16 protein-coding genes are annotated in these 15176 nt (G+C 60.7%); 6 read left to right on the plus strand and 10 right to left on the minus strand.

Features of this window, described 5'->3' with window-relative positions; translation table 11 throughout:
- Window positions 1-88: 88 nt before the first annotated feature.
- Window positions 89-1006 carry a DMT family transporter gene (locus tag ACJ8KE_RS21910; RefSeq protein WP_370530996.1) on the plus strand — a complete coding sequence of 306 codons (918 nt, stop codon included), beginning with the start codon at window positions 89-91 and terminating at the stop codon, window positions 1004-1006.
- Here the strand turns inward: ACJ8KE_RS21910 and pdxR are convergent.
- The 9 genes from pdxR to ACJ8KE_RS21955 form a co-directional block, all read right to left on the minus strand.
- On the minus strand, window positions 1003-2496 hold the full coding sequence (gene pdxR, locus ACJ8KE_RS21915; RefSeq protein ID WP_079450491.1) for a MocR-like pyridoxine biosynthesis transcription factor PdxR: 1494 nt from the start codon (window positions 2494-2496) through the stop codon (window positions 1003-1005). The genes ACJ8KE_RS21910 and pdxR overlap by 4 nt on opposite strands.
- A gap of 79 nt (window positions 2497-2575) precedes the next feature.
- Complete coding sequence (locus ACJ8KE_RS21920; RefSeq protein WP_079452438.1) at window positions 2576-3199, minus strand: LuxR C-terminal-related transcriptional regulator; 624 nt, start codon at window positions 3197-3199, stop codon at window positions 2576-2578.
- Window positions 3200-3307: 108 nt separating this feature from the next.
- Entirely contained in the window at window positions 3308-3847 is a 540-nt protein-coding gene (locus tag ACJ8KE_RS21925; protein WP_016930418.1) for a fimbrial protein, read from the minus strand.
- Window positions 3848-3865: 18 nt separating this feature from the next.
- Window positions 3866-4870 (minus strand): fimbrial protein, encoded by a 1005-nt coding sequence (locus tag ACJ8KE_RS21930; RefSeq protein ID WP_123867967.1) that lies wholly within the window; start codon window positions 4868-4870, stop codon window positions 3866-3868.
- Window positions 4871-4884: 14 nt separating this feature from the next.
- Window positions 4885-5496 carry a fimbrial protein gene (locus ACJ8KE_RS21935; protein WP_004930909.1) on the minus strand — a complete coding sequence of 204 codons (612 nt, stop codon included), beginning with the start codon at window positions 5494-5496 and terminating at the stop codon, window positions 4885-4887.
- An 11-nt stretch (window positions 5497-5507) separates the two neighbouring features.
- On the minus strand, window positions 5508-6254 hold the full coding sequence (locus ACJ8KE_RS21940) for a fimbrial biogenesis chaperone (protein ID WP_016930416.1): 747 nt from the start codon (window positions 6252-6254) through the stop codon (window positions 5508-5510).
- 24 nt (window positions 6255-6278) lie between these two features.
- Window positions 6279-8765 (minus strand): fimbria/pilus outer membrane usher protein, encoded by a 2487-nt coding sequence (locus ACJ8KE_RS21945; protein ID WP_306376995.1) that lies wholly within the window; start codon window positions 8763-8765, stop codon window positions 6279-6281.
- 86 nt (window positions 8766-8851) lie between these two features.
- A complete protein-coding gene (locus ACJ8KE_RS21950; RefSeq protein ID WP_016930414.1) occupies window positions 8852-9403 on the minus strand; it encodes a fimbrial protein in 552 nt (183 codons plus the stop codon).
- Between the two features lie 91 nt (window positions 9404-9494).
- The gene (locus ACJ8KE_RS21955) at window positions 9495-10025 is read right to left on the minus strand and encodes a fimbrial protein (RefSeq protein WP_015379342.1); all 531 of its coding nucleotides are present in this window, start codon (window positions 10023-10025) and stop codon (window positions 9495-9497) included.
- Window positions 10026-10851: 826 nt separating this feature from the next.
- Here ACJ8KE_RS21955 and ACJ8KE_RS21960 point away from each other — a divergent pair.
- The 5 genes from ACJ8KE_RS21960 (at window position 10852) to fetB (ending at window position 14289) form a co-directional block, all read left to right on the plus strand.
- Window positions 10852-11196 carry a hypothetical protein gene (locus ACJ8KE_RS21960; protein WP_370446676.1) on the plus strand — a complete coding sequence of 115 codons (345 nt, stop codon included), beginning with the start codon at window positions 10852-10854 and terminating at the stop codon, window positions 11194-11196.
- Window positions 11197-11225: 29 nt separating this feature from the next.
- Window positions 11226-12335 carry an FKBP-type peptidyl-prolyl cis-trans isomerase N-terminal domain-containing protein gene (locus tag ACJ8KE_RS21965; RefSeq protein WP_016930412.1) on the plus strand — a complete coding sequence of 370 codons (1110 nt, stop codon included), beginning with the start codon at window positions 11226-11228 and terminating at the stop codon, window positions 12333-12335.
- A 37-nt stretch (window positions 12336-12372) separates the two neighbouring features.
- Window positions 12373-12660, plus strand: a complete 288-nt coding sequence (locus ACJ8KE_RS21970) for a FaeA/PapI family transcriptional regulator (RefSeq protein ID WP_004930885.1) — start codon at window positions 12373-12375, stop codon at window positions 12658-12660.
- 191 nt (window positions 12661-12851) lie between these two features.
- Entirely contained in the window at window positions 12852-13529 is a 678-nt protein-coding gene (gene fetA / locus ACJ8KE_RS21975; RefSeq protein WP_016930411.1) for an iron efflux ABC transporter ATP-binding subunit FetA, read from the plus strand.
- A complete protein-coding gene (gene fetB, locus ACJ8KE_RS21980; RefSeq protein ID WP_004930878.1) occupies window positions 13516-14289 on the plus strand; it encodes an iron efflux ABC transporter permease subunit FetB in 774 nt (257 codons plus the stop codon). Before fetA ends, fetB begins: the two co-directional genes overlap by 14 nt.
- Window positions 14290-14324: 35 nt before the next feature.
- Here the strand turns inward: fetB and ACJ8KE_RS21985 are convergent, their stop codons facing one another.
- Window positions 14325-15161, minus strand: coding sequence for a TIM barrel protein (locus ACJ8KE_RS21985; RefSeq protein WP_016930410.1), 837 nt, complete (start codon window positions 15159-15161; stop codon window positions 14325-14327).
- Window positions 15162-15176 lie beyond the last annotated feature (15 nt).

The following is a 15176-nucleotide window of genomic DNA, read 5'->3' on the forward strand; positions in this document are numbered from 1 at the left end:
CGACGCCGGGGAACGATGTTCTCTTTCACTATGACATCGCCTCGCGGGTTGCCGATTTCGGTATGCCTCAGGCGTGCGGAGCGTTCACATGACGGACAGCCAGTCTGAAAAAACTCTCGTTGTTACCCCTGCACATCCCGCCGCCGGGCATTCGGCCCAGGGCTGGATGAACGGTTTTCTTGGCATGATTATCTTCAGCGGTTCTCTGCCCGCCACGCGAGTGGCGGTGCTGGAGCTCGATCCGCTGTTTCTGACGGCGGTCAGGGCGGCGATCGCCGCCTTGCTGGCCTTGTGCGCGCTGCTGATCACCCGCCAGGCGCGGCCGAGGCGGGCCGATTTGCCGCCGCTGCTGTTTGTGGCGCTCGGCGTAGTCATCGGTTTTCCGCTGCTGACGGCGCTGGCGCTGCAGCACACCACGTCGGCGCATTCGCTGGTGTATATCGGCCTGCTGCCGCTGGCGACCGCCGGTTTTGGCGTCTTGCGCGGCGGAGAGCGGCCCAAGCCCGCTTTTTGGGTTTTTTCGGGCGTCGGCGCCGCGCTGGTGGGCGCTTTCGCGCTGAGCCAGGGGAGCGGCGGCGCCTGGCAGGGGGATGCGCTGATGGTCGGCGCGGTGCTGCTGTGCGGTCTGGGTTATGCCGAAGGGGCGGTGCTGTCGCGTCGGATCGGCGGTTGGCAGGTGATCTCCTGGGCGCTGGTGGTGGCGTTGCCGTTGACGCTGGCGGCCACCTGGCTGGCGGCACCGGCCGCCTGGCCCGTGGTCAGCGGCGCCGCTTGGCTGTCGCTGGTTTACGTCTCGGTGTTCAGCATGTGGATTGGGTTTATTTTCTGGTATCGCGGCCTGGCGCAGGGCGGCATCGCCGCCGTCGGGCAGTTGCAGCTGCTGCAGCCGTTCTTCGGCCTGGCGCTGGCGGGCTGGCTGCTGCATGAAGCCGTCCAGCCGATGATGATCGCCGTGATGGCCGGCGTGGTGGTTTGCGTGTTCGGCGCCAAACGTTTTTCCCGCTAGGCGCCGCTGCCGGCGCAGGCCAGGATCACCTGTCCGAGCCGTTCCACCGCCTGTTGCACCTGGCGGTCGGCGTAACCGCCCAACCCCAGCACCAGGCCCGGCTCACCCTGGCCGGGCGCATACATCGGCGACACCGCCCGCAGCGCCAACCCGGCTTCGTTGGCCTGCCGGGCGACACGCACGTCGTCGAGATCTTTCCTCAACCACAGCACCATGTGCATGCCCTGATCGCAGGGCTGCACCACCGCCAGTTCAGCCGGGATGTACGCGTTGATCGCCTCGATCAGCACCCGACGTTTTTCGGCGTAGACGCCGCGCATTTTTCGGATATGCCGGTCGAGATACCCTTCGGCAATAAAGGCGGCCAGCACGTATTGATCCGCGCTGGGCGGGTGACGATCCATCAGGATCCTGGCACCGCAAAAGGCGTCGACCAGAGGCGGCGGCACGATGGCGTAACCCAACCGCAGCGAAGGGAACAACACCTTGCTGAAGGTGCCGAGATAAAGCGTCCGCTCGGGCGCCAGCCCCTGCAGCGAAGGGAACGGGTGGCCGGCGTAGCGCATCTCGCTGTCGTAATCGTCTTCCACGATCCAGGCCTGCCGCTCTCTGGCCCAGGCCAGCAAGGCGCTTCTTTTCGCCATGCTCATCGGCATGCCCAGCGGATACTGATGCGACGGCGTGACAAAGGCGGCGCGGGCATTGGCGGCCAGGCGCACGCCGGCGGCGACGTCGATGCCGTCGTCGGCGACGGGCACCCTAATCATGCGCCGATCGCGAAACAGGCTATCGAAAATGGCGGTAATGCCGGCGTAGGCAGGATCTTCGACCCAGGCGCTGTCGCCGGCGTCCAACAGGATCTGCGCGGCCAGATACAGTCCCTGTTGGGTGCCGGAGGTGATGAGGATTTGCTGCGGCGTGCAGTTTACCGAGCGGGAACGGCGCACATAGTCGCAGATGGCTTCGCGCAGCGGCAGCGCGCCCAGCGGATCGCCGTAGCCCGACGGCGCGCCGGGGCCGCGGGCGCGGATGCGGTTGCCGAGCCGCCGCCAGATATCGTCGGGCGCGGTATCGCCGATTGGCACTGACACAGTGAACGGCACCGGCGGCAGCGCTCGCGCCTGAGTGGCAAAGCGCGCCAGATGCTGCGCCTGTGAAGAAAGCGGAGCCGCTACCGCTGAACTCGCCTGCACCGTGGCATGCGGCGCGCGGCGTGGCGTCTGATAGTGGGCAACCCGGGTGCCGGAACCGGGCTGCGGTTCGAGAAAGCCTTCCGCCGTCAGTTGAGCAAAGGCCTCCAATACCGTGCCGCGCGCCAGAGTCAGCGCCGCCGACAGCCGGCGCGTCGAGGGCAGCAGATCGCCCGCTTTCAGATCGCCCCGGTGGATGGCCTGACGCAGGGCCTGCGCCAGCTGGTGGCTTAGCTGGCCTGCCTGGCGATCGAGCTCGCCGAGGGCGGGGACGTCAACGACTTTGGCTGTTCTGGGCATGGATTCCGGCTCGCTTTGCAGTGCGAAAATGAGTATTCAGAGTAAACCACTCTGTCGGTACTCGCGAGTCCGTTGTCAGTCAGCTTAGCCCACGCTGATTCAGCAGCACTTTATTCAACTCGCTGTTTTTACGCACGTTAAGCTTGCGCATCGCCGAGCGCTTATGGGCGCTGATGGTTTTCTGGCTGCGCTGCAGCAGGCCGGCGATGCTGCAGGCGGACATGCCGCTGCTCATCAACCCCAGCACTTTTTTTTCGCAGTGGCTGAGTGCGGCGATGCGGCAGGCCTGGCATTTCCACATGCCGGCGGCGTGCAGCGCCATCCACGGATGCTGGATAAATTTTTCCAGCGCCATCTGCAGCTTGAGGCGGATGGTGTAGGCCGAATCGCGCCGGTGGATGCTGAACAGCGGCGGCAGGTTTTTCACCTGTTGCTGGGTCGCGTCGTCGAGGATCAGCAAAGTCAGCTGCCGCTGGCGCGGGATGCCGTAGGGGCTCTGGTAACAGCAGGCGCAGCCCCAGCGCTCTTCCGGCGTGCGGAACACGATTTCGATGTTATCCAACGCCTGCAGCGCCAGCGGCGAGAACTGGGGGTACAGGCGCTGGCATTCGTTCAGGGAGTGCAGATAATCCTGCAGCAGCAGACGCAGCCCCTGCTGGTAGAAGTTATCGCTGTCGAACAGCGTGAAGCGAATATCTGGCATGGGTGGCTCCTTAAAAGGCCGTGGCGCCGCGCCGGAGCGAACGGTGACGGCCCATTGCCGGCGTTCGCGCGCCGGTCGTTTTCCTGATTTCCCTGGGCGGTGCGGGGCTTATTGGTACGCCAGCACAAAATTGGCGACGGAGGTGAATTCGCCTTCGGTAATGCTTTGGTTCTGGATCGCGCTCGGCCGCCCCTGCACATAGGCGGTAAAGTTCAGGCTGTTGGGGCCGTTTTGCAGCGCGACGGCGCTGGTGGCCTTATTCAGGTCGATGTCCGCCCCTTGATGATCGAACAGCGCGATGGCGGCGCCGTTCGCGCCGTTGTTGATCGCCAGCTTGCCCGGCAGCTCACCGTCTTCGGCGCCGCTGAAGGTCACGCTGACGGATTTGAATACCGTGGTCTTGCAGTCGGTCAGCTTGATGCTGAATGGCACCGGCGTGGTGTGGCCATAGCGGTACAGGGTTTTGACGATCACCGTGCCCATTTCCACCAGCTGATCGGCGGACTGCGGTTCGATATTGCACGGGCGGCTCACCACGGTGCCGTGGAACTGCACCGGCGCACCGATAAGTTCGGTGTTCGCCGCCGCCGGCATGGCGGCAAACCACCAGGGCGCGCAGCTCAGCAGCGCTAAAGCGCGTAGACGCATTTTCCGTTCCTCCCTCGGTTACTGGAATGCCGCCACGATGGTGGCCGATGCGTTGAATTCCCCTTCGCCGATCTCTGCGCCGCCGTTGGCGAACGGCGCCGCCACCAGGTTCCAGGAGCCGCCGTTGCCGATGTTCGGCACCGGGTAAAACTCATTCGGGATAACCAACTGGCCGTTGTGCGTCAGCCGGATGCCGAGATCGTTCTTGTCGGTTTTGAACACCTCGTTGCTGAAGGAGGCCGCCGTACCCGACACCGCCAGCTTGATATTCAGCGTGCCGTCCTCGAAGCTGCCGCCCTCGCACTGGAAGCGCACCGGAATGTTTTGCGGGTAGTTGGAGCCGTTGAGATCGCTGCCGCCGATCTCGCCGAACTCCACGTTGATCAACTGGCCTTCGTTCACCACGCATTTATCGGGCACGTAGAGGATTGCGGACTGGATAAACACCTGCGCCATCGGATTGGGGCCGAAACCGCCGTCGGTCGAGCCGAGGCGGCCGTACATCTCGATGATCTGCCGATCGTTAATCTCAACGCCGTTAATGATTTTTTTGCGCACCCGGAAGGTGATCTTGCCTTTGGAGCCGCTGCCGTAGTTGTTGACCTGTAAGTACGGCGGCTGGCAGCGGTGTTGGCTCAGCAAATTCGATTCGTTGTAAAAAGGCACGGTGACGTAGGCGTTCTTGTTGCCGGCAATCCACACCTCGGCTTTTAAATCCAAAAAGTCATTCAGCTTTAAATAGCCGTTGCCGTAGTCGGAGGGGGGCAACGACGAATCCGACTTGTAAAAGTGCGGGCTGGTGGGGATAGGGGTATCGCAATACACCTTGCCGGTATAGGTGCCGCCCAGATCATAGGGAAACAGTTTGGTGAACCCCACCTGGTTGGTGATGTTGCTTTCATTCAGATCGATATAGAACTGTTTGGGGCCGCCGTCCGGCGTGACGTAGCCGTTGGCCCAGGCGGCGGGGGCCGCCAGCGCGATCGCCAGCGGCAGGCAGAGTTTGGTCAGTTGTGTTTTCATCGCGTTCTCGAGCCTCACAGGTAAATCACCTGAATGTGCGCCACGGCGGCGAAACCGGCGGCCATCACCGCCCGCTGGGTGGATTCCACGCTGGCGCTGAACCACAGGGTGTTGCTGCCGGGTTGCAGAATGTAGGGGCGGCTGCGCTGATTCAGCTCCAACGCCTGGCCCTGCTGGTCTTGCAGCCGCAGGCCGATGCCCTGTACGCCGCCGTTCAGCTTCAGCAGCGACGGGTTGTCGACGTCGCTTTCGCCGAGAAACACCAGCGTGGCGGCCTGTTCACCCTGAAGGTAGAGGCGGCCGGCGTCGCCGTTGCGCGGGCCGGCCGGATTATCCGCCAGCGCGCGCGCGCCCAGCAGGCAGTTGCGGAACGAGAGGCGAAAACGCACCGGCGCGCTGCGATCGCCGGCGTTGCGGAAGTCGCGTGCGCTGACGTCGCCCAGATCGACGGACTGATCCCGGCTGTCCGGCGTCAGGCTGCAGGGAGAGCTGAGCAGGCCGCCGTGAAAGCTGACGGTGCCGGTGGTGCCTTCGATCACGCCCAGCGGCGTTGCCGCCAGCGCGCCGCCGCCGCACAACAGCGCGCCGAGCAGCAGCGGGCGCAGTCGATCGGTGAATTCAGCCATGCTGGATCTCCTTATTTTTTCTCGGGCACGGCGGTGCAAACGCTGCCGTTGCAGGCGAAGCGCAGCTCGGGGTGGCCGCCGTAGTCGTTGATGTAGGTGATGACGAAGCTGTTCATGCCGGTGTCGTGCAGCTTGAGGCTTTCGCTGGATTTCGGCTTCAGCATCAGCGGCTGAAAACCGCCGATCGCGCCGCCGCCCTGTTTTTGCGTCTGCCGCGTCATGCCGGTCAGGGTGATGTAAAACGGCGTCGGGTTGTCGACGGTGATGGCGCCGCCGCTTTTACGGAACACCAGCTTTTCCTGCCACACTTCACCCTTGGGCGCGACAATCGCCTTCGGCCGGTAGAACAGCTTGATCTGCGTTTGCAGCGCCAGCTGCATCACGTTGGTTTTGGTGCTTTTCGGCGGAATTTCGCGCAGGTTGAAGTAGAACACCGACTCGCGATCCTGCGGCAGGCGATCCGCCTCCGGCGTCTTGGTGATGCGCACCACGCTGCGCTCGCTCGGTTCCACGCGCTGCAACGGCGGCAGCACCACCAGCGGCGAGGTGATTTTCTGATGCTGCTCGTTCTCCAGCCAGGACTGCGCCAGGAAAGGCAGTTCTTTGTTTTCGTTGACGATATTCAGGCTGATCGATTTGGCGTCGCTCACATAGACGGCGCGCGTGCGATCCAGCGATATCGCCGCGTCGGCGGTGGGCAGTACGGCGCTCAGGGCCAGGCCGGCAGCGGTCAGTAGCGTTATCGGGTGTTTGTTCATGTCATTATTTCTCAGCGTTACGGATTACAGGGTGGCGCACGGCAGCAGCAGCTGGTCCAGCGGCTTGGCGGCGCCCGGGATCACGATGCGGCAGCGGCGTTGGCCTTCCCAGGCGACGTCCAGTTTTTCCTCCGGCTGCACGCCGGTCAGGTAGACCGAGCCGCCGTCGTTGACCACCGCGACCTCGCGGCCTTTCTCGCTCAGCACCGCGGCGCCGAACGGCGGTTCGCTGCCGTCCGCGAGGCGAATGGTGGCCAGCAGCTTGCTGCCTTTCACCACCTCGAAGTGGCGGTAGCCGATGGCGCCTTCGGTCAGCGTGCCTTGCACCACGGCGCGAGTGGCTTCGACGTCGTCCGCCAGCTTGTTGACGTCGATGCGGGTGTCGGTGTTGTAGTAGCTGGTGATGTCGGAAATCACCGCCAGCCCGAAACGGTTGCTGTAGGCGCGGCCGTTATTGATCGGCACGCCGGCGATGCCGTCGGTGTCGAGCATCATGCGGCTGCCGCCGTTGCTCGAGTTCTGATGCGCCGCGATACCGTGCCGGGTCGCGGTGAGACCGCCGCGGAACGAGCCGCCGATCGACGAGTAGCTATCCTGTTGGTAAGAGGCGCTGGCGTTCAGCGAGCCGAACGAGGCGTTGTGGGTGTAGTACCCGCGCGCCAGCGATTTGCCGGACTGGTTAAAGCCGCCGCTGACCTGCCAGGTATTGTCCGGATCGCTGTAGTCGTTGTACGACGCGGTCTGCGTGACGTCGCCGTTGTTGGTTTGCAGCGCATAGCCGACGCGCCGACGATCGCCGATCGGTAAGGTGAAGTTGATCATCACGCTGTCGTCGGTGCGGCCCTGGTAATAGGTGCGGTAAGCCGACAGCGAGGCGGTGATGTTGCTGATATCGCCGATGCTGAACAACTTGCTGGTCGACAGCCCGTAACGATCCTGGGTTCGCGCGTCCCAATAGGTCTGGTGCGAGTAGGTCAGATAAGTGGTGATCGCCCTGGCGCTGTCTTCCGCCATAAAGGTTTTGCTGGCGGTGATGGTATACAGCTCTTTCTGACGGCCGTTGTAATTCTTGTTGTAATCGCCGTAGCGCTCCTGCAGATACTGCGACATGTTCATGAATTTACGTTGCGAGAAGCGGTAGCCGGCGAAGGTGATCTGGCTGTTCAGCTCGTCGAAGCGTTTGGCGTAGTTGAGCTTGAACGACATGCCGCTGGCGGTCGGCTCGCCGGGCAGGCGAGCGATCGACTGGGTGACGTCCAGCGACATGGCGCCGAACACGTTCAGATCGCGGCCGAGGCCGAGCGCCCAGGCGTTATAGTCGCCGCCGAGCAGCGCGCCGCCATACAGCGACCAGGCGTTGCTCAGCCCCCAGGAGAAGTCGCTGGCGGAAAACAGCGGGCCCTGGGTGCGGTGGTCGTAGGCCGAGGTTTTGCCGAGCGCCACGTTGTAGCGCACGTAGCCCGGGCGGGTCAGGTACGGAATGGTGGCGGTATCCACCTGGAAGGTCGAGACGGTGCCGTCCTGTTCTTCCACCTTGACGTCCAGCTTCCCGCGCACCGAGCTGTTGAGATCCTGAATGGCGAACGGCCCGGCGGGCACGGTGGTTTCGTACAGCGTGCGGCCTTCCTGCGAAACGGTGATCTTGGCGTTGCTCTTGGCGATGCCGCGCACTTCCGGCGCATAACCCTGCAGGTTGGGCGGCAGCATGCGCTCGTCGCTGGCCAGGTTGAGGCCGGTGAAGCGATAGGCGTCGAACACCCCGGAGTCGAGATAAATCTCACCCAGCGTCAGCTTGGCGGCCTGCATCGGCAGCGCGCGATAGGCGTAGATCTGGTTCCAGTCGAAACCGGTGCTGCGATCGCCAGCCTGCTGATTGTAATTGGCCTGGTAGTCCGCGCGCAGGCGCCAGGGGCCCAGGTTGGCGCCCAGCGTGCCGTAGCTGCTCAGGTTCTGGGCGGTGTTGTTGTTGTGGCTCTGCTTGCCTAACTGGCCGCTCAGGTTGTAGTCCAGCAGCAGGCCGGGAATGCCGTCGTCCCACTGCTCGGGCGGCGTCCAGTCGGGATCGGAGTATTTCATCCACGCCTGCGGGATGGTGATCGCCAGCACGCCGCCGCCGATGCGATCGGAGATGGTCGCGCCTTTGATGCCGCGAATATCGGCGCACTGGTTGTCGTGCCACAGGGTGATTTTTTTGGCCGCTTCTTCTTTCAACGCCATTTTTTCCACCAGGTCAGGCGGCAGGCACACCTGGCTGCCGCTCTTGTTATCCGGTGACGGGAAATACTGAATGCTGCGCTGGGGCAGCGTTTTCTGGTTGATCTTGATGTCCAGCAAATAAGCGCCGGGCATGACGTAGTCGGCGTCGGAGAAGCGCGAAAGATCCACTTTGCTGCGCTCGCCGATATCCAGGACGTCGGTATTGAATTCCGTGGCGGAAAATGCCGGACGCACCCAGAGGAAAGATAGAATGACGAGGAGAGGTAGGTGTTTCCGTGTCAGTAATGACGTCATAGCATAATCACTCATGGCAAGTCCGCGCCCAATAGCAGGTCATCCGTACGACCTGAATACGTAATGCTGTGCAGCGCCCGCCGGCGCTAGAGATAAGACAGGGTGAATTTGGCCAGAGAGCTGAAGCCGCCCGCCCGCGCCTTGTCGGGATGCAGGCGCAACTGCGCGCCAAAGCGCAGCGTGTTGTCGCCGGCGACGATCTGGTAATCCGCCGTCGTGCTGCCGAGCGGGATCGGCGCGCCGGCATCGTTCAACAGCTCGATAGCCACGCCCTTCGCCTCGCCGTAAACGCCGAGCAGGGACGGATCCCCGCTGTCGGCGGTGCCGTCGAACGTGACGTTGGCCGCGCGATAGATGAAGTCAGGCTTCACCTGGCTGGCCAGCTCGCAGTTCACCAGTTTGATCGTGAAATGGCGGCGGCTGCCGATCAGCACCGACTGCCCGTCCTGCGAGGCGTCGGTCATGGAAATCAGACCAAAATCGACGGTTTGATCCAGGCTGTCGCTGGCGATGCCGCACGGCGTTTCAACGATGGTGCCGCCCAGGCTGACTTTGCCGTGGCCCTGATTTTTCGCTGCCGCCGCCGCGCTGCCGACGCTGAGCGCGATGAGCAACAGGCCGCAAAGGCGGATAGTCATGCTGGCGTCTCCCTGTCTTTCCCTGTTCCCTTGCCGGTATCCTCGGCATGCAATAAAGCGGGGGATGCCCTGAGACATCCCCTGTGGGGTATTACAGGTAAGCCAGGGTGAAGTTCGCCACGCTGGTGAAGTCGCCCGGCACCACGGCGCTTGAGGCGCTGCTGCCCTGCAGATAAGCGGCGAATTTCAGCGAGTTGTCGCCATCGTTCAGGCCTTGACCGTCGGTCGCGGTGCCCAGTTCCACCTCTTTGGAGTGCAGGTTGTCGTAGATCACGATGCCGGCGCCGGTTGCCGTGCCGCTCAGGGCCAGCAGTTTGTTGTTGACCGGATCAGGCGTGCCGGTAAAGGTCACTTTGACGTTTTTCATGGTGGAGATGGAGCAATCTTTCAGTTCGATGTTGAAAGGCTGCATGCTGGATTTACCCTGGTTGGCCAGGATGCGGCTGCTGATCTGGCCCATCGGCACGGTTTGGTCAACGGATTCCGGCGCGACGCTGCATGGCGCATCGATAATTTCGCCGGTAAAGGTGACTTTACCGCTGCCCTGATTAGATGCGGCATGAGCAACAGATGCGGAAGCGAAAGCAATCACGGTTGCCAGCATTAATTTATTCAGTTTCATTTCTCAGGTTCCTGTAGAGAGTTTTTAAATAAAAAGAACAGCACATCTAAATCCCCCGCGGCGGCGGCAACGCCATGTCGCCGTCCGTGCGGTTGGAGCCAGATCCTTTTGCTCTGGGCAATACGCCGACATCCGTTATTTATGAGAAATAACGAGATTTGGAAAATCGATAATGGATTTTCTGGTAAATAAAATGCGATTTTTACGTGTGGCGTGTTGCTGGGAATATTCTTGCAAATAATAGTATTGCTTGGAAATAGATTTTATTAAATTAAGTCAAATTCAGAATATAAAACCAAAAGGAAAAAGAAATATATTTGCTTTAAAATCAATAGATCGTATACAAATATTATCCAGTATAAATCACTATATAAATAACGATATGCGAGATATTAGATCGGGGGAAATAGGGTGGCACCTACAATTCACAATATTGTTTTGCTAATATCGCTCTGAGGCAGCAGATGATGCATTTCCTTTTAGAAACAAAATATAAAACATAATTCATTGTTTTTATTGTTGTTTAGTGATTTTCTGTTCACGAGTGATTGGGTTTCTTATTCGCGTTTAGTTCGCGTTTAAGCCTAATTGATTAACAATTAAATAACAATTTCACCGGTAGTGAATTATCCTATCACCTTGCGGAATAGGGATTTTTCGCTGCCTAACCCATTTTGATTAATCAAATTAAGGCATGTGCTGCTGCCGTTCGCCACATAATGATGACCTAAGTGACAATTAAAGGATTATAAACGGAATGATAACGATGATTAATGCTTGCGGCGGGCGCCGTTGGGCGGGTTTGACCCTATTTCTGCTGTCTTTTATGGCGCTTTCTGGCTGTGCGGGCGGGAGCAAGACAAAACTGAATTCCGTGAAAAAAATCTCACAGAACAATCCTAATGATAAATCCGATGAGCAACGCATCGCGCTTTGTCAGCAGCGGGTTAATTCATTAAAGAATATTAATCCGCAAAGTTACCAAAAACGCATCGCCTATTTTAATGGCCTGCTTTCCAACGCTTCGGGATATGCCGGGGTGCGCGGCAACGTGGATGAGAGTACCCGTAAAGCGATTGATGCTCTTTATCAATATAAAACCGAGAAATTCTGCGCCGACGTCGAGCATGAGCTGATGTCCGATCTGTCCAGCCGGGTTGAGAATCTGTAGCCATGAAGCGATGCGCGCAAGGATGGGCGATGGCTCTTTTGCTGTTGGCGGTGAGCGGGGCCGCTTGCGCCGCTGATGACGGCATTCCCGCGTTGTTGAAGTTTGCCGAACAGCGGCAGGCGCCACCGGCCGCGCCCAGGGAAGACACCGTGCGTCAATCGGCGTCAGCACCGGCCGCCAAACCGGCCGCTATCGTCGGGGCAGACAGCGCTCGTTTAACGTCGTTGAAGCAGTCTTTGCAACAGCAGACGGAGAAAATCCGTCAGTTGGAGCGGCAGTTGGCGGCGGCTCAGGCCGCGGTGGCGCCGAAACGGGAACCGGCCGTCGTCGATATTCGGCCGCTGGCCGATGCCCTGAAGGGATTGCGGCACGCCGTTGCGCCGGTGCCAGAAGTGGGCGTGCTGGCCGCTTCGTTAACGCGGGCCGAACAGCGCAGCGCAAGTTTGGCGGCGCAGCTGGCGCAGCAGCGCCGGCGGGTAGAGACCTTGCTGGCCGAACGGCAGCAGGCGGCCGAGCCGCCCGCGCTGGCCAGCGAGGCGGACAAGCAGGCGTATGCCGCCGGCGTGTCGCTCGGACGCGACATTCTGCATCTGCAGCAGGAGAACCGGCGCGCGGGGTTGGAAGCGGATACCCAGCTGTTGCTGGCAGGCATCGCCGATACCCTGGCCGGGCGGTTGCGGCTCGATGAAACCGCCATCGACGGCGCGCTGCACACGGCGCAGCAGCGGTTGCAGCAGGCGCAACAGACGCAGGCGCCACCTCGGGATGACAACGCCTACCTGGCCAATTTCGTCCGTCAGGAGGGGGTCAAGCAGGATGCGCTCGGTTTCTATTACCGGGTGGACTATGCCGGCAGCGGGGCGATCGGCGCCGACGATCGGGTGGATATCGTGGTGCGCGAAAGCCTGACCGACGGCCGGGTGGTCAAAGACATGGAGCTGGCGGGGACGGTGATCTCGCAGCCGTTGACGCGCTACCCGCCGCTGTTTCGCGCGGCTATCGAGAAGCTGCAGCGCCACGGCGCGATCACGCTGGTGGTGCCGCCGGCGCTGGCGTACGGCAAACAGGGCAACCCGCCGGCGATCCCCCCGAATGCCACCATGATTTACACCCTGCGCATCGCTGACGTGCAGCCGTGAGCGGGGTGCTCAGCAGTAACCACTCAGGAGGAATGCTATGGCCAAGGCGCCGAAAACGTTTGAAAGCAGAAAATCGCTGATGCTGAATGTGTTGCAAGGATTGTGCAGGGAGCGTGTGGAAGGATCTGGGGGCCATCATCCCCCGCCGGAGCAGTGGCCGAAGACGCGCGAGCTGGCGGATAAATGCGGCGAAAATATTTATACCACCCGCACCCTGCTGCTGGCGCTGGAAAAGGAGGGTAAGGTTCACTGCACCCACCGCAGCATCAACAATTCCCTCCGCTGGTACAGCTGCGACGAACAGGCAGCGATAAAAAAAGAGTGATTCGACCCTGGCGGTCGCTTTTGACTATTCCTACAGCTAATCATTAATTAAATTTATCATTTGACGGGGCGTTTCGCTCCGTCAATCCTCCCCCTTCGTTCGCTGCCATCCGCACAGCCATTGCTAAGATGTTTTTGGCGGCCATATACTTATCGCTCAGACGGGAACAGGTGTAGGGAGCCGGCATCGTAATGAAGGAAAAGAAAGACATACTGAGATTGGATGATATTCATTATCAAATAGACAGCCAGGTGATCCTGGATTCCGTCTCTTTCACGCTGGGTGAAGGCGAGTTCAAACTGATCACCGGGCCTTCCGGTTGCGGGAAAAGCACCCTGCTGAAAATCATCTCTTCCTTAATGGATCCGACCAGCGGAAAGCTCTATTTCGACGGTCAGGCGATCGACGAGATGTCGCCGGAGGCGTATCGCAAGCAGGTCTCTTACTGCTTCCAGACGCCGTCACTGTTCGGCAATACGGTTTACGACAATCTGGCGCTGCCCTACCAGATCCGCCAGGAACCGCCAGCCGAGCGAAAAATGAAGGCCGATCTGGCGCGTTTCGGGCTGCCGGAGGCGATGCTGACCAAAAGCATCAATGAACTGTCCGGCGGGGAGAAGCAGCGGGTGTCCCTGATCCGCAACCTGCAGTTTATGCCCCGGGTGCTGTTGCTCGACGAGATCACCAGCGCGCTGGACGAGGAAAACAAACGCAACGTCAATGAGATCGTGCATCAGCTGGCGGCGGAACACCGGCTGGCGGTGCTGTGGGTGACGCACGATACCGAAGAGATAGCGCATGCGGACGAAGTGATCACCCTGCGCGCGCACGGCGCCGAGCAACAGGAGCAACAACATGAATCAGCATAACATCACCAACGAATCCTTGGGCTTGTCGATGGTGCTGGTGGTGGTCGCCATCCTGATCAGCCACCGGGAAAAGCTGGCGCTGGAAAAGGACATTATCTGGAGCATCTGCCGCGCGGTGGTGCAGCTGATCATCGTCGGCTACGTGCTGAAGTATATTTTCGACCTGGATAACGCCGTTCTCACCGTGTTGATGGTGCTCTTCATCTGCTTTAACGCGGCCTACAACGCCAAGAAACGCAGCAAGTACGTCGAACACGCGTTCGTGACGTCGTTTATCGCCATCACCACCGGCGCGGTGCTGACGTTGGCGGTGTTGGTATTGACCGGTTCCATCGAATTTACGCCGATGCAGGTGATCCCCATCTCCGGGATGATCGCCGGCAACGCCATGGTGGCGGTGGGGTTGTGCTACACCAACCTCGGCCAGCGTTTCAAAAGCGAGCAGCAGAAGATTCAGGAGATGCTCAGCCTGGGGGCGACGCCCAAGTTCGCATCGGCGGCGCTGATCCGCGACAGCATCCGCGCTTCGCTGATCCCGACCGTGGACTCGGCGAAAACCGTTGGGCTGGTCAGCCTGCCGGGCATGATGTCCGGGCTGATCTTTGCCGGCATCGACCCGGTGAAAGCGATCAAATACCAGATTATGGTGACCTTTATGCTGCTTTCCACCGCCAGCCTGTCGACCATCATCGCCTGCTATCTGGCTTACCGTAAGTTCTACAACGCGCGTCACCAACTGGTGGTCGGCAACCTGAAGTAACGCCATGAAAAACGGCCTCCGCGGAGGCCGTTTTTTTACCCTTGCAGCAGGGCGATGCTCTGGCGGATTTCCCGTTCGATATCGGCCTCGCTCCAGCCGTCCAGCTGTGAAGAGAAGGGCTCGAAGGCATAGACGCCGGTATAGCCCAGGCGTTCCAGGTTCTGCACCTGGCGGCGGCTTTCCAGCCGGTCGCCCTCGCTCAGCATAATGCGTTCTTCGTCGCTCAACGCGCCTTTATCCCGCCCGTCCTCCACGCCGGACAGATGCACCAGGCCGATCTGCGCCACCTGGATCTGCGCGTCGAAGTCGGCCTGCGTCACATCGCTCAGGTAGTGGTGGAACGTATCGAGCACGATGCGGTACGGCGCGCCCGAATCGCGGATGATCGCTTGGGTCAGCAGCGACGATCGCAACGAGCTGATGCCGAAGCCCAGCGGTTCGACGTATCCCTGCACGCCATAGCGGGCAAACAGCGGCGCCAGCAGACGCAACGCGGCGAGGGTGTCGTCCCGTTTTTGCTGCTCGCTGCGCGTGTCGTCGGCGCTGCAGTGCGGGCACAGCACCAGCGCCCGGCTGTGGATAGCCTGCGCCTGCGCCAGCAACGCTTCGGCGCGCTGCTGCAGCGCCGCCGGGTCATCCACCCGATTGAACATGCCGAGGGCGTTGATCGTGACGATTTCAATGCCGTATTGCGCGGCGAGCGCGTTGAGCTGCGCGTTACTCAGATCGTCGGTCACCTTGCCGCTGGGCATGTCGTTGCGCAGCTCAACTTTGCTGAGCCCGCAGCGTTTCACCAGGCGGAAAAAATTGTCCAGATCGAGATTCGGCGCGATCTTGCGGTTAATGCAGAAGCGGTTCAGCGCAATGGTCATGAGGCATTACTCCAG

Origin of the sequence: Serratia sp. CY56464 (genome assembly GCF_052168435.1) — a bacterium.
Classification (GTDB): domain Bacteria; phylum Pseudomonadota; class Gammaproteobacteria; order Enterobacterales; family Enterobacteriaceae; genus Serratia; species Serratia marcescens.

Excerpts from the sequence above, each read along its gene's own strand:
- ACJ8KE_RS21940 (WP_016930416.1), bottom strand. The coding sequence starts at position 6,254 with ATGAACAAACACCCGATAACGCTACTGACCGCTGCCGGCCTGGCCCTG.
- pdxR (WP_079450491.1), bottom strand. The coding sequence starts at position 2,496 with ATGCCCAGAACAGCCAAAGTCGTTGACGTCCCCGCCCTCGGCGAGCTC.
- fetA (WP_016930411.1), top strand. The coding sequence starts at position 12,852 with ATGAAGGAAAAGAAAGACATACTGAGATTGGATGATATTCATTATCAA.
- ACJ8KE_RS21985 (WP_016930410.1), bottom strand. The coding sequence starts at position 15,161 with ATGACCATTGCGCTGAACCGCTTCTGCATTAACCGCAAGATCGCGCCG.
- ACJ8KE_RS21970 (WP_004930885.1), top strand. The coding sequence starts at position 12,373 with ATGGCCAAGGCGCCGAAAACGTTTGAAAGCAGAAAATCGCTGATGCTG.
- ACJ8KE_RS21920 (WP_079452438.1), bottom strand. The coding sequence starts at position 3,199 with ATGCCAGATATTCGCTTCACGCTGTTCGACAGCGATAACTTCTACCAG.
- ACJ8KE_RS21945 (WP_306376995.1), bottom strand. The coding sequence starts at position 8,765 with ATGACGTCATTACTGACACGGAAACACCTACCTCTCCTCGTCATTCTA.
- ACJ8KE_RS21925 (WP_016930418.1), bottom strand. The coding sequence starts at position 3,847 with ATGCGTCTACGCGCTTTAGCGCTGCTGAGCTGCGCGCCCTGGTGGTTT.
- ACJ8KE_RS21950 (WP_016930414.1), bottom strand. The coding sequence starts at position 9,403 with ATGACTATCCGCCTTTGCGGCCTGTTGCTCATCGCGCTCAGCGTCGGC.
- ACJ8KE_RS21930 (WP_123867967.1), bottom strand. The coding sequence starts at position 4,870 with ATGAAAACACAACTGACCAAACTCTGCCTGCCGCTGGCGATCGCGCTG.
- ACJ8KE_RS21965 (WP_016930412.1), top strand. The coding sequence starts at position 11,226 with ATGGCTCTTTTGCTGTTGGCGGTGAGCGGGGCCGCTTGCGCCGCTGAT.
- ACJ8KE_RS21935 (WP_004930909.1), bottom strand. The coding sequence starts at position 5,496 with ATGGCTGAATTCACCGATCGACTGCGCCCGCTGCTGCTCGGCGCGCTG.
- ACJ8KE_RS21960 (WP_370446676.1), top strand. The coding sequence starts at position 10,852 with ATGGCGCTTTCTGGCTGTGCGGGCGGGAGCAAGACAAAACTGAATTCC.
- ACJ8KE_RS21910 (WP_370530996.1), top strand. The coding sequence starts at position 89 with ATGACGGACAGCCAGTCTGAAAAAACTCTCGTTGTTACCCCTGCACAT.
- fetB (WP_004930878.1), top strand. The coding sequence starts at position 13,516 with ATGAATCAGCATAACATCACCAACGAATCCTTGGGCTTGTCGATGGTG.
- ACJ8KE_RS21955 (WP_015379342.1), bottom strand. The coding sequence starts at position 10,025 with ATGAAACTGAATAAATTAATGCTGGCAACCGTGATTGCTTTCGCTTCC.